Source organism: Bacillus safensis, assembly GCF_039619585.1.
GTDB lineage: Bacteria > Bacillota > Bacilli > Bacillales > Bacillaceae > Bacillus > Bacillus safensis.
The window spans coordinates 2,966,942-2,991,243 of record NZ_CP154909.1 but is presented as its reverse complement, the minus strand read 5'-3'; the positions used below and the strand labels follow the sequence as shown (position 1 = coordinate 2,991,243).

Sequence of the window (24,302 nt, the reverse complement as noted above, 5' to 3'; positions counted from 1 at the left end):
ATGACGAAGCTACAGGACAAGCAAGTTCGAATCGAACGAGACTTTCTAGGTGAAAAGGAAGTAGACACTCAAGCATATTATGGAATTCAAACATTACGTGCAGTGGAGAACTTTCCAATTACAGGCTACCGTATTCATGAGGAACTCATCAAAGCATTAGGGATTGTCAAAAAGGCAGCCGCACTTGCAAATATGGATACACAGCGACTATATTCTGGTCTTGGAGAAAAAATTGTTCAAGCCGCAGATGAGGTCATCGAAGGAAAATGGAACAATCAATTTATTGTCGATCCAATTCAAGGCGGGGCTGGCACTTCAATGAATATGAATGCCAATGAAGTCATTGCAAACAGAGCGCTTGAACTACTAGGAAAGGAAAAAGGCGCTTATACTGAGTTAAGTCCAAACACGCATGTGAACATGTCGCAGTCAACAAACGACGTTTTCCCAACAGCGATTCATATTTCAACATTGAATATGATTGAAAAACTACTTTATACGATGGAAAACATGCATCAAGTCATGACCGAAAAAGCGCAGGAATTCGATCATGTCATCAAAATGGGACGCACGCATCTTCAGGACGCTGTTCCAATCAGACTTGGACAAGAGTTTAGTGCTTATGCAAAAGTTCTTGCTCGTGATATTAAACGTATCAAGCAGTCTAGACAGCATTTATATGAAGTCAATATGGGTGCAACAGCAGTCGGAACTGGATTGAATGCAGATCCTAAGTATATTCGCCAAGTGGTTGGCTACCTATCTGACATTAGCGGATTACCGTTAGTTGGTGCTGAAGACTTAGTCGATGCAACGCAAAATACGGATGCTTATACAGAAGTATCGGCTGCGCTTAAAGTATGTATGATGAACATGTCCAAAATGGCGAACGATATTCGTCTAATGGCTTCAGGTCCAAGAGCGGGCTTTGGTGAGCTGCACCTGCCGCCGAGACAGCCAGGTTCATCCATCATGCCAGGAAAAGTCAACCCAGTTATGCCTGAGGTCATGAACCAAGTGGCATTCCAAGTTATTGGGAACGATCACACAATCTGTCTTGCATCAGAGGCTGGTCAGCTTGAACTAAACGTTATGGAACCAGTGTTAGTGTTCAACCTGCTTCAATCTCTCAGCATGATGAAAAATGTATTCGAGTCCTTCGTGGACAACTGCTTGCGTGACCTAAAAGCAGATGAATCTAGATTAAAAGAATATGTAGAAAAGAGTGCCGGTGTCATGACGGCGGTGAACCCGCACATTGGTTATGAAGCGGCTGCACGAATTGCAAGAGAAGCCATCCTTACAGGTGCATCTGTACGTGAGCTTTGTCTGCAAAATGATGTGTTAACAGAGGAAGAGCTTGATGTCATCTTAAATCCTTTTGAAATGACAAAACCAGGTATTGCTGGTGCATCACTTTTAGAAAAGGATCGTTTAGAAGATTAAGCGGCATCATGAGAAGCGCACACCGGCAAAGTTCCGGTGTGCGCTTTTTCATGGAGGTTTGTTTTTCTTTAGCTCACATAGTATACTATCGTCAATTATTAGGGATGTGACTGCGTTTGAATCTACTGAAAAAATGGCTGAATACAGAGCCTTATTTAATTGTGCTGCTCATTGTACTGACGCCGATTGGCGGAGAGTTTAAATTTTATCCATTTGAGGACAGCTTTCGGGTCAGCTTTGGAACCGTTGTCTTTTTCTTTATCCTGCTTCAAATGAAAAGATTTCCGGCATGGGCAAGCGGCATCATCGCTGGGATATCTGTTTTTGCGTTTCGTGTGCTGGTTGATACAGCTGTGACAGGGCATCTTCCGCTTGAAGAGGCAGTTTCATTAAGATTTCCTTCCCTGCTTTATTATGTTGTCTATGGCACACTCTTTTATTTATTGAAGGTCAGACGTTTCCGCGATCAGCCATGGCTGATTGGCGCAACAGGCATTGTCATGGAGCTGTGCGCAAGCGTTGTTGAGATCATCGCACTTCGAGGCACGATGGATGAAATGTTAACGGTGCGGACGCTGTTTCAATTATTTGTTTTGGCGATATTCAGAAGCTTTTTCGTGTTGGCTTGTTATACAATGATTCGCTTATATGAAGAGCAGGCGAGAGAGCGTCAGATGAAAAAGGAAAAGGAACATCTGCTGATGCTCCTGTCCAACCTTTACACAGAATCTACATATTTTCATAAAACACTCGCACATGCTGAGCATATTACGGCTACATCCTATCAATTGTATCAATCCCTTCACCACGCAAAGGATGCGGAATCATTGGATTTGAAAAAGCTCGGTAAAACCGCCTTGCAAATTGCAGGAGAGGTGCATGAAATCAAAAAGGATAACCAGCGGATTTTTTCTGCCTTATCAAAGCTGATTCATGAGGAAAACTTCCAGGCTTATGAGAGTCCTTCTCATATCGCTGGGCTTGTCATTCGCATTCATGAAAATTACGCAGAATCTCTTAAAAAAAACATCGTCTTTCATTATGATGAAGATGGGAAGCATCCCGCCTATCACGTGTATACCATTCTATCTTTGTTAAATAACATCGTATCCAACGCTGTTGAAGCCATTCCTGTAGATGGAGAGGTGTCACTTTCTATTTCACAGAAAGAAAACCACGTGATTTTTCAGATCAGCGACAACGGGCCTGGCATAAAAGAACGTAATCATCATGTGATTTTTAAACCGGGCTTCACTTTGAAATACGACCAGGCTGGGAATCCATCTAGCGGTATCGGGCTTGCCTATGTAAAGGATACAGCGGAGAAGCTTGGCGGAAGTGTTGAGATGAAGAGTATCCCAAATAAACAAACGATTTTCACATTAACGATACCAGTAGATCAAGTCAGTAGAAAAGAGGGGATTGGGAGATGAGATTTTTTATAGTTGATGATGATGAAGCCGTTCGTTCTTCACTGGCTCAGCTCATTGAAGATGAAGAGCTTGGCATTGTGGCCGGGGAAGCAGAGGATGGCGCAGAGTTAACAGCCAGCTACTTAAATGATTTGCACATTGATATCTTATGTATTGATCTATTGATGCCGGAAAGGGACGGGCTTGAAACGATTCGAGCGATCAAGGATGAGTTTCATGGGAAATACTTAATGCTGTCACAGGTTGAAACAAAGGAATTAATCGGACAGGCGTATACGCTTGGCGTCGAATATTACGTGACAAAGCCGATCAATCGTGTAGAGGTCTTAAGTGTCCTTCATCTGATGATTGAACGTCTTCATTTAGAGCATTCAATTGAAAATATTCAGCACTCACTCAAATCGGTCATGCAATTTCAGCAGCGCGGTCAGACGAAAACGAAGCAGCGGGGGAAAAGTCTTGCAGAGGCAGGTCAGTTTTTGCTGGCGGAGCTTGGTATTGTTGGTGAGAAGGGATCTAAAGATTTATTAGATATGATTCTGTTTACAGACCAGTATTTAGCGCTGCATGCTGATCATCATGATTCCTTTCCTTCTTTAAAGATCATTTTTACTGGGATTACGGAGGATAAGTTAAGTGAGCCCTACACATCGGCAGACATCGCAAGAGAAGCAAAGGCAGCCGAACAGCGGGTAAGACGTGCGATCAACCAATCATTAAAGCACATCGCATCACTTGGGCTAACCGATTTTTCTCATCCAACGTTTGAAAATTACGCATCTAAATTTTTCGATTTCACCATCGTACGAAAGAAAATGAGTGAATTGACGAAAGAGATGAGCGGAAGAGAAGAACACACCCGCATCAATGTGAAGAAATTTGTGCAGGTGCTTTACTACGAAGCGAAACGTATTTTTATGGAAGATTAAAAAAAGACATGCTCTCCAATTAAGGAGACATGTCTTTTTTTGTGATGGATTGCAAGTGCATCTGCAGTACGGAGCGTATGAGCTGAGGCGGTATACGTTCGGGCTGCACGATTCCATTCAATGCAAGCCCATTGATGACCGCATAAAGCCGTTCGGTTTCTAATAAAAGATCGATATCATTTAGCAGCAGCCCATCCTCTTTCAATTTCATTAAACAATATTGGACCGTTTGGAAAAGCTCGTCATACATCTTTGCATTGAGCGGCTGTAAATCTGGTTCAGTCAGCGCCTTGACTGCAAAAGCCTGCCACACCTCCATTTCAAATTTTCTTTCTTCATCAAGTGGAAGAAGCTGCTCCAATAAAGTGAGGACATTTTCCTCCGTTGAACCGTTTAATGAAAGCCCTGTAATCCGCTCCTTGACTCTTTCTTGAATTAAATTCATAGAGAATAGAAATAACTCTTGCTGTGTGGAAAAATAATGACGCATAGAGCCGGCTGAAATTCCAGCTTCGACTGCTATTTTTCGTACAGAAGCGCTTTCCAATCCCTCTTGTTTAATCACTCTCATTGCAGCTTGAGCGACCTTTTGTTTTTGTTTATGGTGATCGACGATTTTTGGCATACATTGATTTTAGCATAGCTGTTGTTTTTTTAACACATCTGTGTTATTTTTTATTTAATACAATCGTATTAAAAAGGATGTGGAGAAATTGGTCGGTTTATTGATTGTGGCATGTGAAATTGGTTTTTGGCTGTTTATTCTAATGGGCTTAACGCTGCGTTATGTGTTTAAACAGAAAAAGTTGGGTGCTTTCTTTCTTGTCTGTACGCCGATTTTGGATTTAATCCTTCTTGCTGCAACTTATATAGATTTAAAGCAAGGGGCTGTGGCGAGTGTCATCCACGGGCTTGCGGCTGTTTATATTGGTGTGAGCCTTGCCTTCGGACATCAAATGGTGAAATGGGCAGATGCTAGGTTTGCCTATCGATTTGCAGGAGGTCCTAAGCCAAAGGGAAAACCAAAGTACGGGAAAGAGCGGTCTGTGTATGAAATGGTCGGCTGGGCGCGGCATTTCATTTCTTATGTTATTGGAGCGGGGCTGTTATATGGATTAACCTATCTCATCCAAGCACCAGAGCGGACGGAAGCACTGATGCAGCTTGTCAATACATGGGGGATGATCTTAACTATTGATTTCATCATTAGCATCAGCTACGTCATTTGGCCGAAAAAACATCCAGAAAATATAACAGGCTGACAAAAAAGACAGGCGGATTCACTCCACCTGTCTTTTCTTATGATGACAGCCCTTTGTAAATGGTGTCGATATTCCATTTCATCATCTTATAGTAGCTGTCTCCATCTTCCCCTTCTTTTCCAATAGAGTCAGTGAAGACTTTTCCTTTGATCGGAACCCCGGTTTCCTCAGAGAGGCTTTCAAGGCTGCGTTTATCAACACTTGTTTCAAGAAAGAGCGCAGGAACTTGATGATCTTTGACAAAATGAATAATGCGCTTCATTTGTCCTGGTGTTCCTTCACTTTCTGTGTTGATCTCCCAAATATAGCCGGCTTTCAATCCATACGCTTCTGCAAAATACTTGAATGCACCTTCACTTGTGACAAGGAGCTTTTTATCTTTTGGCAGCTGATCAAACTTGTCTTTTGCTTCATCGTGAAGCGCTTGAAGCTTTTTGATGTAGACTTCTGCATTTTTTTCGTAATCCTCTTTATGCTCTGGGTCTGCTTGAATGAGCGCATCTCGGGCATTTTGGGCATAAATGATCCCGTTCTCGACATTCAGCCATGCGTGCGGATCCTGCTGGCTTTCAAGGCCTTTTGATGACAAATGCTTCACTTTGACGCCTTTACTCAGCTCGGCTACAGGTGCATCATCCCCGTCCTTGCCGCTCGATTCAAGCAGCTTTTGAAACCAGCCGTTTCCTGTTTCAAGGTTCAAGCCATTATATAGAACAAGGTCTGCATCCGTCGTATACTGAACATCCTTTGGCAGTGGGTCAAATTCGTGCGGATCTGTACCAATGGGAACAATGCTGTGAATAGAGACATGCTGCCCGCCTACTTCCTTCACAATGTCATAAAGAATAGAGTAGGTCGTGACAACTTTTAATGTGCCGTCATCTTTACCGGAATTACTTTGCTTGGTCGAACAGCCTGCGATGATCATAAGGGCAATGAATACTGCGGTCAAACGGATAGCAAATACCTTCTTCATATATGTCCTCCTTTTACATAGACGCTTCCTTTTTTAAGTGCGTTCGTTTTCGTTTAGATTTTAATGATCTCCATAGAATGCCTTGCTTTGGTGAAAAGATAAAGGCACTGCCGAATAAAATAGTCGCGACCAGCACGATGGAAGCGCCAGATGACAAGTTATACGTAAAACTAAGCCCAAGACCTACGACAGCAGAAACAGCACCGAAAAAAGCAGATAAATAAATCATGATCCAGAGCCGGTCCGTTAAGAGATAAGCGGTGGCTGCCGGCGTAATCAACATGGCAACAACAAGAATAATCCCAACGGTTTGCAGTGATGCAACAGTCACAAGGGTCAATAAGGTCATGAGAAAATAATGAATCATCCGATTCGGCAAACCGTAAACCGAAGAAATCACCGGATCAAATGAACTAATGAGCAGTTCCTTGTAGAAAACAATGACGGCTAGCAAAATAAAAATACCGATTCCCAGTGTAATCCACATATCAGATGATCGAACAGCTAGAACGTTTCCAAATAGAATATGATATAGATCACTTGAACTTTTCAAAAATGTGATCAAAATAATTCCGATTGAGAAAAAGGCTGTGAAGACAATGCCGATGGCAGAATCATTTTTTATGCGGCTGTTTTGACTTACATAACCGATCCCAATCGCTGTTAACACCCCAGTTAAAACGGCCCCGAAGAAAAAGTTAATTCCCAGCATATAAGAGATGGCGACACCTGGCAGTACGGCGTGTGAAATGGCGTCTCCCATCAGGGCCATGCCGCGTAAAATGATAAAGCAGCCGATAACGCCGCAAATGATGCCTACCATGACAGATGTAAATAGCGCTTTTTGTAAAAAAGCATATTCAAAGAGTCCGGTTAAAAATTCCATTACACGTCTCCTCCTGCTGATTTTAAGAATGGCAGCTGTGTTTCATATGCTTCCAGCATGATTTCTGGGCGAAGGATGTCGTGTACAGGCCCTGCTTTGATGAGTTTTTTATTTAACAGAACAAGATGGCTGAAATAATCATCTGCCTTACTCAAATCATGATGGACAACCAAAATGGTTTTCCCTTCATCTCGTAATTCCTTCAAAATGCGAACCATCGTTTCTTCACTTGCCATATCAATCCCGACAAATGGTTCATCCAAACAGAAGAGCTGTGCGTTTTGAGCAAGTGCCCTTGCAAGGAAGACACGCTGCTGCTGTCCGCCGGATAACTCACCGATTTGTCTTTTGGCAAAGTCCTGCATCCCGACTTTTTCTAAACAGTGATACGCATATGCCCGGTCTTCTTTTTTTGGACGTTTGATTAGTCCGAGCTTCGGATATGTTCCAAGTAGTACGGTATCCAGTACATGAATCGGAAACGTCCAATCTAAATCATTTCTCTGCGGTACATAGGCGATTTGTTTTCTGACTTGTTTAAAGGGCTGCTCAAAAAAACGAATATCCCCTTGGTCTTTTTCAATGAGATCCAAACATGCCTTGAGTAACGTCGATTTACCAGCACCATTTGGACCGATGATTCCTGTCATTGTCCCTTCCTGTATGGAAAGAGAGACATTCTCTAATGCATCCTGTCCGTGATATGAGACATGAAGACGGTCGATTGTTAAAGCATTTGACATCTCTTGCGGCCCCTTTCAATCATCATTGCACTTCCTAAAGATATATGCATACATTAAATAATTTTGACTAAAGGATGAAATGATTCACTAATGCTAATTTGTTTCCTTAGGGAAACTTTTATTTTATTCTAAGCTTATGTCCTTCTTTTGTAAAGAGAAAAACTGCAAATGATCGTTTTTATGTTATGCGAGGAGCGGGGGACATGAGCTTGGTTTATTGAAAATCCGTGTGACAGAATTGGACACAAAAAACCAATGATTTCTTCAGAATTGATTGACAGAAGACAAGAACTCCTCATATAATAAAGGTAATCTAATATATGAATATATGCTCATATATAAAGTTTTTGATTTTTAATAGGTTTCATCGATCCAGGGAACGTTACTTATCATATAGAAAAAAGGTGAGAACATGAAAAAAATGAAGGATGAATACGTATTAAGCGGTCTTGATTGTGGAAACTGTGCACGTAAAATTGAAACAGGTGTCAGCAAAATGGATGGCGTTGAAGCTTGTTCCGTTAATTTTGCGACAGGGACATTGACTGTCACACATGCAGATAAGCAAGAAACGATGTCAAAGCGTATTGAAAAAACAGTTCAGTCCATCGAACCTCATGTGAGTGTATCACCAAAAGAAGAGGGACATCACCACGATCATGATCATGGGACAAAGAATTTAAAAGCGATTGTGCTGAAATTAATTGGCGGTGCAGTTATAGGAACAGCAGCTTATTTTATACCAGAAGATGGCTTACTGAAATTTATCATGTTTTTCGCAGCGTATTTACTAGTCGGCGGTGATGTGGTTTTTAAAGCGCTGAAAAATATCGTGCGCGGCCAAGTATTTGATGAGAACTTCTTAATGACCATTGCAACTGCTGGCGCTTTTGTGATTCAGCAATATCCAGAGGCACTGGCAGTGATGCTGTTTTACCAAATTGGAGAGCTGTTCCAAGGGGCAGCAGTGAATCGTTCAAGACGATCCATTAGTGAATTAATGAATATTCGCCCTGAATATGCAAATCTCAAAGTAGGAAATGAAACAAAAAAAGTGAAGCCGGAAGAAGTAAAAGTCGGTGACCGTATCGTCGTAAAACCGGGCGAAAAAATTCCACTTGATGGTCTTGTCATTGAAGGATTTTCACTTGTGGATACCTCTGCATTAACAGGTGAGTCTGTGCCGCGGGATGTAGAAGCAGGGAAAGAAGTTCTTGCAGGATTTGTGAATCAAAACGGTATTCTTGAAATTGAAGTGCAAAAAGGGCTAAGTGAATCGGCCGTGACGAAAATTTTAGATTTGGTTGAAAATGCGAGCAGCCGAAAAGCACAGACAGAAAACTTTATCACAAAGTTTGCAAAATACTATACACCGGCTGTCGTTGTATTAGCATTGCTGCTTGCCTTTGTGCCGCCGCTTCTCATTCCATCAGCACAATTGTCTGACTGGGTTTACCGGGCACTCGTTTTCCTAGTGATTTCTTGTCCTTGTGCGCTTGTCGTGTCTATCCCATTAGGGTTCTTCGGGGGAATTGGGGCAGCTTCTAAACGAGGCATCTTAGTAAAGGGCAGTAACTATTTAGAAGCATTGAACTCTGTGAGTTATGCTGTATTTGATAAGACGGGCACACTCACAAAAGGGAACTTTACGGTGACCAATATCGTGACAACGAGCGACAAGTGGTCAGAAGAGGAACTGCTTTCTTTTGCAGCTTTAGCAGAAGCTCACTCCTCACATCCGATTGCTGAATCGATTAAAGCGGCATATGGTTCGCCGCTTGATGAAAGCCAGATCGAAGCCTATGAGGATATTGCTGGACATGGAATTAAAGCGACCATCAGTGGTTCACAAGTGTTAGCGGGTAATCATCGCTTGATGGAACGAGAAGGCATTTCGTATGAAAAAGAAAAACGAAGCGGAACAGTTGTGTACATGGCCATTAACGGTGAGTTTGCCGGATCGATCTTGATTGCAGATGAATTAAAGGATGATGCAATTGAAGCGGTCTCAGCTCTAAAAGCATCTGGCATTCAAACAGTCATGCTGACTGGTGATGCCAAGCAAGTTGGAACAGCGGTCGCCCAGCAAATTGGCATTGATGAAGTACATGCCGAATTATTACCGCAGGATAAAGTAACGAAATTAGAAGAAATTGATCAGAAAAAAGCGCCTCAAGAAAAATTATTATTTGTTGGGGACGGCATTAATGATACACCGGTATTAGCAAGAGCAGACATAGGAATTGCGATGGGCGGACTTGGTTCAGATGCAGCGGTAGAAGCGGCTGATATCGTCATTATGACAGACCAGCCGTCAAAAGTAGCAGAAGCCATCGCTGTCGCTAAACGAACAAGAAGAATTGTATGGCAGAACATTGCATTTGCTCTTGGAGTTAAAGGGGTTTTCCTATTACTCGGAGCATTTGGTATTGCGACCATGTGGGAAGCCGTCTTCTCGGATGTCGGTGTGACTGTACTCGCTGTTTTAAATGCCATGAGGGTAATGAAATAAAATTGTTAGGAAAAATTCATGAATACCATCTTTCATAATGAACCCCCTCTTGTTAAAATAGAAGAAGTTGGATAATGGCATTATTCTAAGCTATTATCCTTTTTCTTTTGAAGGAATGAAAAAGATAAGGTAGGTGCTTATGTGAGTAAAAAAAATAATCAATCATCATCCATTAAATTTGCTGTCATTTTAACCATTATCGCAGCTCTTCTCATCGGATTATTCGTCGTCATTGGAAATAACAACAGCAAAGAAGCACAAACGGTTGACAGTAAGCCTTCTATTAAAGGACAGCCTGTCATGGGAGATAAAAACGCAGCCGTACAAATTGTCGAGTTTGGGGATTATAAATGTCCATCATGTAAATCATTTGAAACAGACATTTTCCCAAAGCTGAAAGCGGACTACATAGATAAAGGCGATGTATCATTTTCGTTTATTAACTTGCCACTTCCTGTTCATGGAGATGGCGCAGTGCTGGCAGCACTAGCTTCTGAAGAAGTGTGGAAAGAAGATCCGAAAAACTTTTGGGCATTTCATGAAGCTGTCTATCAAGCACAGCCAGATAGTGAAGCAGAATGGGTCACGCCTGCTAAGCTGACAGAGCTAGCGAAAAAGACAACAAAAATAGATACGGACAAGCTTAAAGATCATCTATCAAAGAAAACATATCAGCCGCAGCTGAACACAGACGATCAGCTTGTGAACCAATATAAAGTGAATGCAACACCAACTCTTTTCATTAACAATAAACAAGTCGAAAACTTTTATGACTACGATGAAATCAAAGAATTAATTGATCAAGAGCTCAAAGGGAAAAAATCATGAAGAATAAGCTTGTTTACTTATACAGTGCTTGGATCGTTTCTATCGTTGCGACGATGAGCAGCCTGTATTTAAGTGAAGTAAAGAAGTTTATCCCATGTGATATGTGCTGGTTTCAGCGCATTTTCATGTACCCGCTCGTGCTTTTACTTGGAATTGCGACATTCAGAGGCGATGTGAAAGTGAAATATTACGTTCTGCCTCTGGCTGTTATTGGCGCTTGTTTTTCTATCTATCATTATATGGAACAAAAGATACCTGGCTTTGCATCGATTCGCCCTTGCCTGAGCGGTATTCCTTGTTCTGTTGATTATTTGAACTGGTTTGGTTTTATCACCATTCCACTGCTAGCTCTTATTGCATTTATTCTCATCATCATTAGTATGCTGCTGTTAAATGCAAAAGAAGATTGAAAGAGATAGCCTGCTTATAAGCGGGCTATTTTTTATTTTTGCAAAAAGATAAAATTTAAAGAAAATTTGTATTGCTTTTCACCTGTGTCAGATATACATTAAGAGAGTAGTGTTAGATGATCAGATAAAGGTAAGGAGATAAGCGGAAAATGGCATGGGAAGTCTTAAGTATCATTGGCATTGTCGCATTCGCTATTAGTGGTGCGATTGTGGCAATGGAGGAAGAGTACGATATTCTTGGTGTATACATTTTAGGGATTGTGACAGCATTTGGCGGTGGAGCGATTCGGAATCTATTAATTGGTCTTCCGGTGTCTGCTTTATGGTCACAAGGCAAAATGTTTACGATTGCCCTTGTATCCATTACGATTGTGTTTCTTTTTCCAAAGCTTTTGCTCAAGCACTGGAGCACATGGGGAAATTTCTCGGATGCGATCGGTTTAGCAGCGTTTGCGATTCAAGGCGCATTATTTGCTGTGCAAAGAGAACTCCCGCTCAGTGCAGTCATTGTGGCAGCCATATTGACTGGAAGCGGCGGCGGAATTGTGCGTGATTTATTAGCAGGGCGAAAGCCGCTTGTGCTAAAAGCAGAGATTTACGCCGTATGGGCAGCCCTTGGCGGCTTATTCGTTGGACTCGGCTTAGCGCAAGGAGAGCTTGCTTTATATTTGCTGTTTGTCATCCTCGTCGTATGCAGGGTTTGTTCCTACTTATTCAAATGGCGCCTTCCCGCCAGGTCTTATTTTTTAAATAAAGGGTAAAACGAAAAAGGGCGATTCCGCTCTTTTTTTTTGTGTTTAATAAGAGCTGAATATCAGCAGATGATGGAGTTTTCGTGTAAAATAAAAGCAGGGTCTTTTGTTCATCATTTGAACAATACATATGATGAAAATTTTGTCAGCAGGCTGAATATCTGGATTCAGCCTTTTTTTGCCTAGATGGATTGTTATGTGTTGGTTTCACTTTTTGCGGAATACTAAAGAAGCACTTCTGAGCGGACGGATGTAATGAACACATCTTTGCATGTAAGCAAAACTTGACGAAAAATATACATAGGAGGGACATGTACTAGTGGAGATTTTTTTGGCAGTGCTCGTACTACTGGCACTCATTGCAGCATCTAATATTATCAATCGTTTTGTCCCCTTTATTCCCGTTCCGTTAATTCAAGTGGGCTTAGGAATATTGGTGGCAGCTTTTCCTTCAGGTTTACATATTTCTTTAAATCCTGAACTCTTCTTCGTTCTATTTATTGCGCCGCTGTTATTTAATGACGGGAAGCGTACCCCAAGGGACGAGCTATGGAAATTAAGAGCACCGATTCTTCTTTTAGCGCTTGGTTTAGTGTTTGCGACCGTCATTGTAGCGGGATATACCATTCATTGGATGATTCCAAGCATACCGCTTCCAGCCGCATTTGCGCTTGCAGCAATTTTATCACCGACAGATGTGGTGGCAGTAAGTGCTTTATCCAGCCGTGTGAATATGCCAAAGGGCATCATGAGACTGCTGGAAGGCGAAGGGCTGATGAACGATGCATCAGGACTTGTCGCCTTTAAATTTGCCATTGCTGCAACGGTGACGGGAGCTTTTTCAATTGCTCAGGCATCCTTTAGTTTTGTACTGATTGCAGCAGGCGGGTTATTGACTGGATTTATTCTATCCTTTTTTATCATTCGTTTTCGCTATTTCCTCCGCCGTTTAGGAATGGACGATGTCACAATGCATATCATCCTGCAAATCCTTACACCATTTGTGATTTATTTAGTAGCGGAAGAAATCGGTGTATCCGGCATTTTAGCTGTTGTGGCTGGCGGTGTGACACATGCCATTGAGCAAGACCGAATGGAAGCGAATTTAGCCAAGCTGCAAATTGCTTCATCAAACACCTGGAATATTATTTTATTTATTTTAAACGGCCTTGTTTTCGTCATACTTGGACTGCAGATTCCGGATGTTTCCACAGTTATTTTCCAGGATGAAGCCTTTAACAACATGCAGGTGATTGGCTACATCTTAATTATTACACTATGTCTCATGGTGCTGCGGTTCTTATGGGTATGGCTGTTCTGGGCAGGAAAATGGAGTGCAACGAAAAAGCAAAATGTGAAAAAGCCGAAGCTTCGCGCCTCGATGCTCATGACATTCTCTGGTGTCCGCGGGGCTGTGACATTGGCCGGTGCCTTCTCTATTCCATTTACGCTTGCGGACGGATCGCCATTTCCAGAGCGGCACTTGATTATTTTCCTCGCAGCTGGTGTGATTTTATGTACGCTCATTTTAGCCAGTGTGTTACTGCCTCTTTTATCAGAGAAAAAAGACAAGCAAGTCGACGTGGACTTGGATACAAAGATTCAGCATGCAAAACGAAAGCTGCTGAGAAGTGCCATTAAAACCTTAAAAGAAGGAATGAATGAGGACAACAGGGAAGTGTCTCTTTCACTCATCAATGATTATAGAATGAAGCTGAGAAATATCCAGCGTGAACCATACCAATTCGGGATGAGAAAACAAGAGCGAAAAATCAGACTGCACGGTATCAAAGCAGAACAGATGAAACTTCAACAATTAATTGAGGAAGAGAAAATTGACAAGGAAGAAGCCTATGAACTGCAAGAAAGATTTCATGAGCTGGAAATGCTGTATTCAAACTCCTTCAAAATTCGCTTTTCAAAGGTGAAGTTTCTGCGCTTGCTTCAATGGCTGCAATTATGGCGGCCGAATCAGCACATTTCAAGCGGCATTTTAGAAAACGAGGAATCGTACAAACAAATCCGTAAGAAAACCGCTGAAGCTGCAGTAGATTCGATCAAACATCATATGACAGATGAAAACCAACAAACGTGCCACCAAGTCATTGGTTTTTACAATCAAGTGATTTTCCGCTGTGAACACGGTCCAAGCTTCTTCCAGCAAAAAGACCGTTCATTTGACCGGAAGAAAAAAGAGCTGAACTTCCAAGCTGTACAGACGATTCGAAATGAAATTCAAACCTTATATGAAGACGGTGAGATCAATCGTGATATTGCCCATCATTTAAGGGAGTATATCAATGACATGGAAGCTGTTCTGCTCACCAATACGTGATGTTGTCATCTTCTCCCCCATGTTTTATGATGAAGAAAGAGAACAAGCAGGGGGGATCAATGATGGCGTATTATGGAGCAATTGAAGCTGGGGGTACAAAATTTTGTTGTGCAATCGGCAATGAGCATGGAGACATCTTAGAGGAAATGACGATTCCGACAGAGCACCCGGAGAAAACAATACAAAAGCTCATTCCATTTTTTGAGCAGCATGACATTGCAGCATTAGGGGTTGGCTCCTTTGGACCCATTTGTGTTCAAAAGGATGATCCTTCATACGGTTATATCATGAACACGCCAAAAGTGGAGTGGAAGCATTATCCGTTCATTCCTGAGCTTGAGAAGCAATTAGGTGTCCCAGTATCCTTTACAACAGATGTCAATGCCGCAGCACTAGGTGAATTAACAAAGGGGGCAGCCAAAGGGCTAAGCAGCTGTTTGTATATCACGGTCGGTACAGGCATTGGTGCGGGAGCTGTTGTGAAAAATGAGCTTCTACATGGCCATTCACATCCTGAGATGGGACATATCCTTATCAGACAGGATGAATTGGATTCGTTTGCAGGTATCTGTCCGGCACATGGAAATTGTTTAGAAGGACTGGCAGCTGGACCAGCGATTGAGAAAAGGTGGGGGAAACCTGCCAAAGAGCTTACGAAGGAAGAAGCGGTTTGGTCACTTGAGGCGGATTATTTAGCGCAGGCGCTTATGCAGTACTCGCTCATTTTAAGCTCAGAGCGCATCATCATGGGCGGAGGCGTCATGAAGCAAAAGCAGTTATTCCCACTAATTCGTGAGAAGCTGGCTGCTTATGTCAATGATTATGTGGACCTGCCGCCGCTTGATACATACATTGTCTCCCCAGGACTTGAGGACAAGGCTGGCATGACAGGTGCGCTGCTCTTAGCCATCGAAGCGAAGAGAAACGCCTGATAATAGAGTTTTGAAGCACAACATGAGATAATGAAAGAGATGGAATCTATAAAAAAGGTGGTTGTTAAAATGGTCAAAAGCTTGAATGAAACCGTAACATTGAATAACGGAGTCGAAATGCCTTGGTTTGGTTTAGGTGTATTCAAAGTGGAGGACGGCAATCAAGTGGTAGATGCCGTAAAAGCAGCCATACGAAACGGATATCGCAGCATTGATACGGCAGCTGTTTATAAAAATGAGACAGGCGTAGGAAAAGCGATTAAAGAATCTGGCGTGAAACGAGAAGACTTATTTATCACATCTAAAGTATGGAACACAGATCAAGGCTATGACAAAGCGCTTGAAGCGTTTGACGCAAGCTTAAACCGATTAGGTCTTGATTACTTAGACCTCTATTTGATTCATTGGCCTGGACCAAATGCAGATACATTTAAAGACACATGGCGCGCACTTGAGAAGCTTTATAAAGACGGGAAAGTCAGAGCCATTGGAGTCAGCAATTTCTACATTCAGCATTTAGAAGAGCTGTTAAAAGATGCTGAGGTTGTTCCAGCTGTGAACCAAGTTGAATTTCATCCGAAACTGACACTTGTTGAACTGCGTCAATATGCAAAGGAAAAAGGCATTCAAATTGAGGCATGGTCTCCGCTGATGCAAGGGAAGCTATTAGATCATGACGTATTGAAAGACATTGCTGCACGCTACAACAAATCTGTTGCTCAAGTCATCTTGCGCTGGGATCTGCAAAGCGGTGTTGTGACAATTCCTAAATCAATCAATGAAGAACGCATTAAACAAAATGCAGACATCTTTGACTTCGAGCTTTCCAAAGAAGACATGGAAAAAATCGATGCATTAAACAATAACGAACGCGTCGGCTCAAATCCAGAGACAATGACGGTTGGTTTTGAATAAATAATAAAATCCTCTTTCTTATATGAGAAAGAGGATTTTTTACGTACTGCTTCGGCGCACAGCCAAGAGCATGATAAAAGATAAGATCACAATACAAATCGTCCAGGCCCAAGCGAGCTCCATTCGTCCAGAATCAATCGCCACATAGATAGCGGTTGGAAGAGTTTGCGTTTTTCCCGGGATGTTGCCGGCAAACATTAAGGTCGCCCCGAATTCCCCAAGGGCTCTGGCAAAGCTGAGGACGCTGCCTGACAAGAGGGAAGGCAGGGCAAGTGGTACTGTAATATAGGCAAAGACTTGGAATGAATGAGCACCATCTACTTTTGCAGCCCCTTCAATATCTGACTCAATCGTAGAAAATCCAGCTTTTGCTGATTGATACATAAGCGGGAATGCCACAACCGTTGATGCAATTACCGCCGCCCACCATGTGAAAATGACCGGCTGGTGGAAGATCCATTCAATTGCTTCCCCGATCATGCTATGCCTTCCGAATATGACGAGCAATAAAAACCCTACAACCGTTGGCGGGAGGACAAGCGGCATCATCAAGAGTGTTTCTACGATCATTTTCCCTTTAAATGATGTTCGCGCCATCCAATAGCCAATCATTGTACCAAAAACAGTTGCCAGCAGCCCGCTCACAACGGCAACTTGCACGGACAGCCAGATGGGAGATAGAAATTCTTCAGTCAGCATGGGCATTATGTCACTTGAAAGCCGTACTTTTTAAAAATGGATTTGGCTGCTTTTGATTGTAGAAATTGAAAAAAGGACTTGGCTTCCTCTAAATGTTCTGTCCCTTTTACGATCCCTATCGGGTAAATGATCGGGGAATGCATGTCCTGATTGGCTTCAGCCGCAATCTTTACTTTTTTGGAAACGAGGGCATCTGTCTTATACACAACACCTGCTTCCACATTTCCTGTTTCTACGTAGCTTAAAACCTGCCGTACATCCTTGCCGTACACAGTATTCTTTTTCACTTGATCCCAGATGTTCAGTTTTGTAAAAATCTCTTTGCCGTATGTACCAGCAGGAACGGATTCAGGTGTGCCAAGAGCAACCTTTCCTTTTATGTGCTCGACATCTTGAAAGCTTTTAATAGAGGAAGAGTGATCTTTTGGCACAATGAGTACAAGCTCATTTTGGATGGCATCCTTGATAAAATGTTGATCGATGTCTCCAGATTTCACAAGCTCATCAAAGGGCGCTTCAGCTGCAGAGAAAAAGAGATCCGCCTTTGCCCCTTGCGCAATTTGCTGCTTCAATGCGCCGGATGACCCGAAATTATTTGTTAATGTCACATTCGGATGCTCATCGTTAAAGGCAGATTCAATTTCTTTAAGTGCATCCTGAAGACTTGCCGCAGCTGAAATGACAAGCTCTGTTTTTTTGGTTGTTGTATCCGATGACTTCATCTCTGTTTGACACCCGCTCAGGAGCAAACAGATGGCGATGAAGGCGAAGAACGTATACTTCATGTTCACACCTCTTATTATTCAATATCATCTGTATCCTTTATTATAAGCAAACTTATTTGACCATTCATAGGCTTTCAGTAAAAAGAGAAAAGAAAAAGCCGCCAGAAGGCGGCTTTTATTGCTGATAAAAACGGAGCAAATTCCCATTGATCACTTTGTCTGATAAGGAAAGCTCTTTATTGGCTTTTTCGATATAAGGCTGACACACCTCATCCTGTTCAACAGGTTCTTTTGTTTTTTGATCATAGCAGGTGTTCTTTGTATAGAGATAATCATCTGTAATAAAGTTCCCGTTTCTCAAAACAGCAAAAGGCGTCCGTTCGTTTGAAAATAAGTCATTGCCAAATTGAATGGCATCCTTCGTTTCAATACCGAGTAAGTGCAGGAGTGTCGGCTTCACGTCGATTTGCCCAGCTGTTTCAGAGATTGTCTGCGGTGCTTGATCTGTGACTCCCGGAATGTAAATCAAAAATGGAACACGCTGCAATTTCACAGCATCATACGGTGTAATCTCATCTTTTTTGAGCAGCTCTGCCATTGCCTGATGATGTGCCTCGGAGATGCCATAGTGATCTCCCATGAGAACAAACATTGTATTGTCATAAAGTCCTTCTTCTTTCATGCGGTCAAAAAAGTTCTTAATGGCTTCATCCTGATAGCGGACGGTCGTCACATAGCGGTTTAAAATGGCGCTGGACGAATCATATTCATCAATCAATTGATCCTTTGGATCAATTTCAAATGGAAAGTGATTGGTCAAGGTAATGAACGTGCTGTAATAAGGCGCCTTCAACTTTTTTAAATAATCAATGGATTGGTCAAAGAAGTCGATATCCTTTAAGCCCCAGCCAGTTGAATTCTGTTCATTGACCTGATACGAATCGACATCATAAAAGCGGTCAATCCCAAACGCTTCATACATCACATCACGATTCCAAAACGTTTTATTATTCGCATGAAATTGGACGGATTGATAGTTCTCTTTTTTCAACTGCTTGTATAACGTGTCGTATTCGTTGTCACTAGCTGTGAAAAAGACAGCGCCGCTGCTAGATGGATAGAGGGAATTTGCGACAATAAACTCTGAATCCGACGTCTTCCCTTGCTCAGTCTGCTGATAAAATTCATCAAAATAAAAACTCTTTTTAGCGAGTTGATTTAAAAAGGGGGTGATGTATTGTCCATTCACCTTTTGATCAACGACAAATTGCTGGGTTGATTCGAGTGAAATGAACACAACGTTCTTGCCTTTAGCAAGTCCAAAATACTCTTCGTTTGGTGCACTGTAATCAGCTTTTGTGTAGTTTGCTACGGTTGAAAGTGTATCTTCATCTGCAAAGGCTTTTTGTCCAATACGCGCTGTTTGGGCAGCGCCGTCATACAGGTGGAACTGGAACAGCCCAAGGTTTCGAACAATCACTTCTCGATCATAAGAGCTTGTCAGAAAGCGAGGGTGATCCAGCATGGCTGAACTGACATGAAACAATAGAAAGCTGCAGCACACGGCATAATATGTTTTGATCGTCTTGAAGGAGGCTTTTGGCGCTAAAGGTTTGCGCTTTAACAGCCAAGCCAGCACCACGAAATCAATGAGCATCAGCAAGAACAGCGGGTGGAATAATTCTGTCATACTGCTGCCCATATCTCCCATGTTTTTCGCTTGGAATAATACAGGGATCGTAATGAAATCAATATAAAATCCATAAAAAATCGTATTCGATATGAGAATCGCCGTCAAAATCAAATTTGCGGTCAATAAAAAAAACTTTTGCTTCGTTTCATTTAAAAAAAGAGCAATCCCAAACAAAGGGAGCAAAAAGCTAAGTGGATTGATCAAAAGCAGCCATTCATGAAACAGATTGGCTGTTCGTATGTGAAATCCGAATTGATAAATGATGTATGTTTTCATCCACATGAAGAGGATGGAGTACACTAAAAACCAGTGATCTTTGAAAAACGCTTTCATTTATGTAGCTCCTCACCATTCTGTATTCAGCTGCAAGGCAAAAACACTTATCTTAAACCTACTAAAAAAATGAGGAATGATCAATTCATATCCTGTGTTTTTTGGAAATCTCTTTTTGATTCATTAGAATGGGATGGATATGCCGCAGATGACAGCGATGTAATAGCAGGTAACGACGGTAAGAGCAGCCAGTACGACTTGTTCTCCTGCGCTGCCTGTTTTGACATAGAAGGGAAGACGCACTTTAATAGAAGCTGGAAATAAAAATTTAATCCCGTTCACTGTTCCTGCATCCAGGATGAGATGGCTTGCCATCCCGACTAGTAAACCGATACTTAGGCTGTCATTTGGAATGTATGTTGTCGCTAGAAAATAAATGATCAGCAAAAATAATAAACTGTGTGTAAACGTGCGATGACCGAACACACTGCTGATCAGCGCCGAGAGCAGCGGGAATTTTCTGCCGATCTTACTTTTTGTATGGCAAAGGTCAGGGATCAGGGCACCTGCTGATCCAGCGGCAGCCATTATCACTGGGTCGAATCCATAATAGTAGGCAACGGCAGTGGAGGCGGCAATTCCGCCCATGATGTGTGTTTTTCCTGTCATGATGCGTACTCCTGTTCTATCTTAGTTCAAGTACTCACTATATCAAGGGTGGATTCATTCAGCAAGGCTTATTTCTAAAGAAAAAGAGGCCAAAAGGGTTGGCTGAATGGAAAAACATTCTATAATAAGGGGGAAGTCATGTTGATACTAACGATAAGGATGCGATTCGGATGGGTAATGCAGACATTTTAAAAGAAATTGTTCTTGTACATTATGAAGTCAGCCGTAAATTAAACCGCAAGTTACTTGAGTTAGAGAAAGACATCACGCCTCCGCAGATATATGCTCTTTCTATTTTGATACAAGGAAAAGTATCACATGCTGAAGAGCTGAAGCAAAGACTCTCCTTAAACCCTGGTGCAGCCTCTATTGCGCTCAATAAATTATGTGAGCAGGGTTATATTCAGAGAGAACGGGACAAGGACGATTCATCACTTGTTCGTTTAGAAGTCACGGAAAAAGGGATGGCGATTTATGAAAAGCATACACGTCTTTTCGGAAAAGTGATTCAGCATATGATGTCAGACTTCACAAAGGAAGATTTAAAAACCTTTCTGTCGTACTTGCAAAAAATGAGACAGACCTTTCATGATGATTGAGCCTCTTCCCTTGAATAAGTCTGAGCGCTGTAGCACAAATTAAACAGGCAATCGCATTTTATGAAAAGGGAGGAAACAGCGATGTCATTTTTCCAAAAGGATAAAAAGGCGAAAAGTGAGAAAGACCATCAGCAGGTAGATCAGCTGTTAGAGGAAGCAAGTAAAGAGCTAGCAGGCGACCCGCTTCAGGAAGCTGTACAAAAGAAGAAAAACAACCAACAATAAGCAGGTAAAGAGCAGAGAAACACTTCTCTGCCTTTTTTCTATGTTTTTCCCTTTGACAGATGTGAGAATGTTTGATAACCTTCGTGTAGTAAAAATGAATAGAAATCCTCACGCTATGTCTCAGTGAGGTAGAGGTTGCGCGGATGATGAGTCACTCATAGGAGAGATGGAATCGTAGATCATGAGAAAAAAGGCATCAGCGCCGAAGTGTAAAGAGAGCTCCAACTTTCTTTATGCTGGGTCTGCATTGAATAAATGCAGGACTGCCACGTCTTTAAAGCGTGGAGGGCTATCCGGAGATCAAGGTGTATGTTTTGAAAAGCATGGACTTTTGTTCAGGCTTTTTTTTATGTTCTGAGTAACAAAAATAAGGGTATGCTGTTAAAAAGGTAATCCATGATGAACATAAAGAATGCAAGTCATTGCTTCACAAATATATCAATGAAGATACTGCCGGGTCTGGTCCAAAGTGAATAAAACGGAGGTACGGAAATGGAACAGACAAAAAAATGGGGTTTTTGGTTATTGACGGCCTTTGTCGTCGGAAATATGGTAGGTTCAGGCATCTTTATGCTGCCAAGTACGCTTGCCCAGCACGCCAGTCCTTTAGGTGTGACGATGGCATGGCTTGTCACAGGCGGCGGTGTGCTGATGATTGCGCTTGTATTTGGGCATTTGTCCATTCATAAGCCGCAGCTGACGGCTGGACCACAAAGTTATGCAAGGGCGCTTTTTAAAGATCCGAAAAAAGGGAAAGCGGCCGGTTTTACAATGGTTTGGGGATATTGGGTGGCAAGCTGGATTAGTAATGTCGCGATTATTACAAGCCTTGCTGGTTATTTAACGACTTTTTTCCCTATTCTCACCGTGAAGACTGAGGTTTTTACCTTTGGAAAAGAAGCGGTCACACTTGGCCAGCTCATGACGTTTATCGTATGTACTCTTCTTCTATGGGGAACACATACCATTTTAATCACAAGCTTAAGTGCTGCGAGTAAATTGAATTTTATTACAACCTTTTCGAAGGTGCTTGGATTTGTCCTTTTTATTGTTGCGGGATTATTTGCTTTTCAAACGGCATTATTTGAACATTATTACTTCCCGGTTGAAACAGGCGGGGAAGGAGTGCTCGGACTTGGAGGCCAAATTCATCATGCGGCTATTTCCACACTATGGGCATTTATTGGGATTGAATCAGCTGTCATTTTATCAGGAAGAGCATCCTCACAGCGTGATGTGAAACGTGCGACGATTACAGGTCTTTTAATCGCACTTTCGATCTACATGATTATCACATTGATTACAATGGGCGTTCTGCCGCATGATCAACTGCAAGGCTCTGACAAACCATTCGTGGATGTGCTTCAGCTTATTATTGGGCCGGCTGGCGGAATTGTCATGGCACTGCTGGCGATTATTTGTTTGTTTGGTTCGATGCTTGGCTGGATTTTACTTGGTTCAGAAGTACCGTATCAAGCAGCAAAGGCTGGTGATTTTCCAGCAGTATTTGCAAAAACAAACAAAAAAGGAAGCCCTGCTTTCGCTTTGACTGTTACAAATATTATGTCACAGCTGTTTATCTTCTCTGTGATGTCACGTACGATTAATGAAGCTTTTACCTTTTTAACCACATCAGCGACACTTGCGTATCTTATTCCGTATATTGTGTCTTCCATCTACAGCTTTAAGGTCATCATGCAAGGTGACACATATGAGCTTCAAAAAGGAAATCGAACAAGAGACGGCATCATTGCACTTGTTGCGATGGGGTATTCGGCTTGGGTCATTATTTCAGGAACAGCCGACTTGAAAACTTTTGGTCTTGGAATCGGTCTATTCTTAGTGGGTATTTTGCTTTATCCATTCATGTCAAAAGGATTTGCCAAAGAAACGGTATAAGATAAGGAAGACGTTTCTCCAGAGATGGAGAAACGTTTTTTTATGACGCAGATGTCAATCGGTCCACAATGAACTCTAGCTGACCTTCTAGTGACACTGGGTCATTAAAGAAGTAACCGACTGGATCTATTTCAAATACACGTTTATTTTTGACGGCAGGAAGTGATGACCAAATGCTGCTTTGATAGACTTGGTCACCATTACTTTTTGAGCCGCTCCATGGACCTGTGAAAATATAGTCGCCTGCGAATTCTGGCAGCTTCTCAAGAGAAATGTTTGCATAGCCGACACCGCTGTCGATCGCTTCTTTTTTGACGACTTTCGGTGCTTTTAATTTCAGCTCGTCATAAATGATTTCTCCCCCGCGGCCAAAGGTGTTTCCAAAGATATAAATACCTTTATCAAATGGCGATACGATCGAAACCGTTTTGCTGCCGACAGCTTTTGTTACCTTTGGTTTCACCTCAGCAATTTTAGTATCCCATTTCGTGATCCATTCTGTTGCTTTTTTTGGTGTACCTGTCATTTTACCGAATTCTTTTAGCTGGTCTTTGAAGGAATATTGGTTGTATTTAACCGCTACAGTTGGGGCGATTTTTTTGTATTGATCAAACTTCTCGTCTTCTCCCCATGCAATAATCATATCTGGCTTCAAAGCGGCTACCTTTTCGACTGATGGGGTCCTTCCGAGATTCTTCACTCCATCTGTTTTCCCTTTATAAAAAGGGTTTTTAAAGATGGGTGATGTCGTAGCAACCGGCGTCTTGCCGAGTGTGACGAGGTCCCCGTAATAGCTTTCTGCAAGAAGCACTATTCGCTTCGGATTTTTCGGAAGCTTCACTTCTCCTTTGGCATCCTGATATGTGATCATGTCTTTCTTTTTCGTTGCAGATTGTTTATTTGAAGTGCTGCCGCAAGCGGCTGTAAAGATCATAAGGATGGATAAAGAAATCAAAAGAAATCCAGTTCGTTTTTTCACAAAAATTCTCTCCTATTCACTTTCCTTTGATAATGATTCTCATTTTCAATTTTATCGTACCATGATAGGTATAAAAATGCATCGGCTAATTTAGAACCAAAAGAAAAATGATGAAATTCTCACAAAAATAAAGAAATTTATCAGAACAGTGATTTCAAAAAGAAAAGAAAGTGATATACTAG

General features: G+C 42.0%; 23 protein-coding genes and 1 riboswitch. Of the genes, 14 read left to right on the top strand and 9 right to left on the bottom strand.

Features of this window, described 5'->3' with window-relative positions; all coding sequences use genetic code 11:
* The 3 genes from aspA to AAYR28_RS15435 all read left to right on the top strand — a co-directional run bounded on the left by aspA (position 1) and on the right by AAYR28_RS15435 (position 3,808).
* The gene (gene aspA / locus AAYR28_RS15445) at positions 1–1,446 is read left to right on the top strand and encodes an aspartate ammonia-lyase (RefSeq protein ID WP_024426050.1); all 1,446 of its coding nucleotides are present in this window, start codon (positions 1–3) and stop codon (positions 1,444–1,446) included.
* Between the two features lie 116 nt (positions 1,447–1,562).
* Entirely contained in the window at positions 1,563–2,879 is a 1,317-nt protein-coding gene (locus AAYR28_RS15440) for a sensor histidine kinase (protein WP_061110091.1), read from the top strand.
* Positions 2,876–3,808, top strand: a complete 933-nt coding sequence (locus AAYR28_RS15435; protein ID WP_034280916.1) for a response regulator — start codon at positions 2,876–2,878, stop codon at positions 3,806–3,808. Before AAYR28_RS15440 ends, AAYR28_RS15435 begins: the two co-directional genes overlap by 4 nt.
* Positions 3,809–3,827: 19 nt before the next feature.
* On the opposite strand, the gene AAYR28_RS15430 is transcribed toward AAYR28_RS15435, so the two are convergent.
* Complete coding sequence (locus AAYR28_RS15430) at positions 3,828–4,433, bottom strand: TetR/AcrR family transcriptional regulator (RefSeq protein WP_034280915.1); 606 nt, start codon at positions 4,431–4,433, stop codon at positions 3,828–3,830.
* Positions 4,434–4,521: 88 nt separating this feature from the next.
* Here AAYR28_RS15430 and AAYR28_RS15425 point away from each other — a divergent pair, with 88 nt between their 5' ends.
* Positions 4,522–5,070 (top strand): hypothetical protein, encoded by a 549-nt coding sequence (locus AAYR28_RS15425; protein ID WP_120207684.1) that lies wholly within the window; start codon positions 4,522–4,524, stop codon positions 5,068–5,070.
* 37 nt (positions 5,071–5,107) lie between these two features.
* Here AAYR28_RS15425 and AAYR28_RS15420 read toward each other — a convergent pair whose 3' ends face one another.
* The 3 genes from AAYR28_RS15420 to AAYR28_RS15410 are packed head-to-tail and all read right to left on the bottom strand — an operon-like array spanning position 5,108 to position 7,675.
* Positions 5,108–6,046 carry a metal ABC transporter substrate-binding protein gene (locus tag AAYR28_RS15420; RefSeq protein ID WP_120207681.1) on the bottom strand — a complete coding sequence of 313 codons (939 nt, stop codon included), beginning with the start codon at positions 6,044–6,046 and terminating at the stop codon, positions 5,108–5,110.
* Between the two features lie 13 nt (positions 6,047–6,059).
* Positions 6,060–6,932, bottom strand: a complete 873-nt coding sequence (locus AAYR28_RS15415; protein WP_024423468.1) for a metal ABC transporter permease — start codon at positions 6,930–6,932, stop codon at positions 6,060–6,062.
* Positions 6,932–7,675, bottom strand: coding sequence for a metal ABC transporter ATP-binding protein (locus AAYR28_RS15410; protein ID WP_024423467.1), 744 nt, complete (start codon positions 7,673–7,675; stop codon positions 6,932–6,934). Before AAYR28_RS15410 ends, AAYR28_RS15415 begins: the two co-directional genes overlap by 1 nt.
* Before the next feature lie 412 nt (positions 7,676–8,087).
* Between AAYR28_RS15410 and AAYR28_RS15405 the strand changes: the two genes are divergently transcribed.
* The 7 genes from AAYR28_RS15405 (at position 8,088) to AAYR28_RS15375 (ending at position 16,359) form a co-directional block, all read left to right on the top strand.
* A complete protein-coding gene (locus tag AAYR28_RS15405) occupies positions 8,088–10,187 on the top strand; it encodes a heavy metal translocating P-type ATPase (RefSeq protein ID WP_041115669.1) in 2,100 nt (699 codons plus the stop codon).
* Between the two features lie 141 nt (positions 10,188–10,328).
* Positions 10,329–11,015, top strand: a complete 687-nt coding sequence (locus tag AAYR28_RS15400; RefSeq protein ID WP_034280910.1) for a DsbA family protein — start codon at positions 10,329–10,331, stop codon at positions 11,013–11,015.
* Complete coding sequence (locus AAYR28_RS15395) at positions 11,012–11,425, top strand: disulfide oxidoreductase (RefSeq protein ID WP_024423464.1); 414 nt, start codon at positions 11,012–11,014, stop codon at positions 11,423–11,425. Before AAYR28_RS15400 ends, AAYR28_RS15395 begins: the two co-directional genes overlap by 4 nt.
* Before the next feature lie 149 nt (positions 11,426–11,574).
* Complete coding sequence (locus AAYR28_RS15390; protein WP_024423463.1) at positions 11,575–12,186, top strand: trimeric intracellular cation channel family protein; 612 nt, start codon at positions 11,575–11,577, stop codon at positions 12,184–12,186.
* Positions 12,187–12,496: 310 nt separating this feature from the next.
* On the top strand, positions 12,497–14,512 hold the full coding sequence (locus AAYR28_RS15385) for a Na+/H+ antiporter (protein WP_034280909.1): 2,016 nt from the start codon (positions 12,497–12,499) through the stop codon (positions 14,510–14,512).
* A 62-nt stretch (positions 14,513–14,574) separates the two neighbouring features.
* Positions 14,575–15,444, top strand: a complete 870-nt coding sequence (locus AAYR28_RS15380; RefSeq protein ID WP_120207679.1) for an ROK family protein — start codon at positions 14,575–14,577, stop codon at positions 15,442–15,444.
* 69 nt (positions 15,445–15,513) lie between these two features.
* Positions 15,514–16,359, top strand: coding sequence for an aldo/keto reductase (locus AAYR28_RS15375; RefSeq protein WP_081124835.1), 846 nt, complete (start codon positions 15,514–15,516; stop codon positions 16,357–16,359).
* Positions 16,360–16,398: 39 nt separating this feature from the next.
* Here AAYR28_RS15375 and modB read toward each other — a convergent pair whose 3' ends face one another.
* From modB to AAYR28_RS15355, 4 genes are all read right to left on the bottom strand, one after another.
* Positions 16,399–17,064: a molybdate ABC transporter permease subunit gene (gene modB, locus AAYR28_RS15370; RefSeq protein ID WP_046313199.1), complete on the bottom strand. Its 666-nt coding sequence runs from the start codon at positions 17,062–17,064 to the stop codon at positions 16,399–16,401.
* Positions 17,064–17,843, bottom strand: coding sequence for a molybdate ABC transporter substrate-binding protein (modA, locus tag AAYR28_RS15365; protein WP_120207676.1), 780 nt, complete (start codon positions 17,841–17,843; stop codon positions 17,064–17,066). The genes modB and modA overlap by 1 nt, the downstream gene beginning before the upstream one ends.
* Before the next feature lie 115 nt (positions 17,844–17,958).
* A complete protein-coding gene (locus AAYR28_RS15360) occupies positions 17,959–19,809 on the bottom strand; it encodes an LTA synthase family protein (protein ID WP_061110085.1) in 1,851 nt (616 codons plus the stop codon).
* Between the two features lie 123 nt (positions 19,810–19,932).
* Positions 19,933–20,418 carry a metal-dependent hydrolase gene (locus AAYR28_RS15355; protein ID WP_034280902.1) on the bottom strand — a complete coding sequence of 162 codons (486 nt, stop codon included), beginning with the start codon at positions 20,416–20,418 and terminating at the stop codon, positions 19,933–19,935.
* A 170-nt stretch (positions 20,419–20,588) separates the two neighbouring features.
* On the opposite strand from AAYR28_RS15355, the gene AAYR28_RS15350 reads away from it, so the two are divergent.
* The 3 genes from AAYR28_RS15350 (at position 20,589) to AAYR28_RS15340 (ending at position 23,141) form a co-directional block, all read left to right on the top strand.
* A complete protein-coding gene (locus AAYR28_RS15350) occupies positions 20,589–21,017 on the top strand; it encodes a MarR family winged helix-turn-helix transcriptional regulator (protein WP_034280901.1) in 429 nt (142 codons plus the stop codon).
* Positions 21,018–21,098: 81 nt separating this feature from the next.
* Positions 21,099–21,242, top strand: coding sequence for a small acid-soluble spore protein SspJ (gene sspJ, locus AAYR28_RS15345; protein WP_034280900.1), 144 nt, complete (start codon positions 21,099–21,101; stop codon positions 21,240–21,242).
* Positions 21,243–21,363: 121 nt separating this feature from the next.
* Positions 21,364–21,542: riboswitch (Lysine riboswitch) on the top strand.
* A gap of 192 nt (positions 21,543–21,734) precedes the next feature.
* Complete coding sequence (locus AAYR28_RS15340; RefSeq protein ID WP_034280899.1) at positions 21,735–23,141, top strand: amino acid permease; 1,407 nt, start codon at positions 21,735–21,737, stop codon at positions 23,139–23,141.
* 40 nt (positions 23,142–23,181) lie between these two features.
* Here the strand turns inward: AAYR28_RS15340 and AAYR28_RS15335 are convergent, their stop codons facing one another.
* A complete protein-coding gene (locus AAYR28_RS15335; protein ID WP_061110083.1) occupies positions 23,182–24,120 on the bottom strand; it encodes an iron-hydroxamate ABC transporter substrate-binding protein in 939 nt (312 codons plus the stop codon).
* Positions 24,121–24,302: the final 182 nt, after the last annotated feature.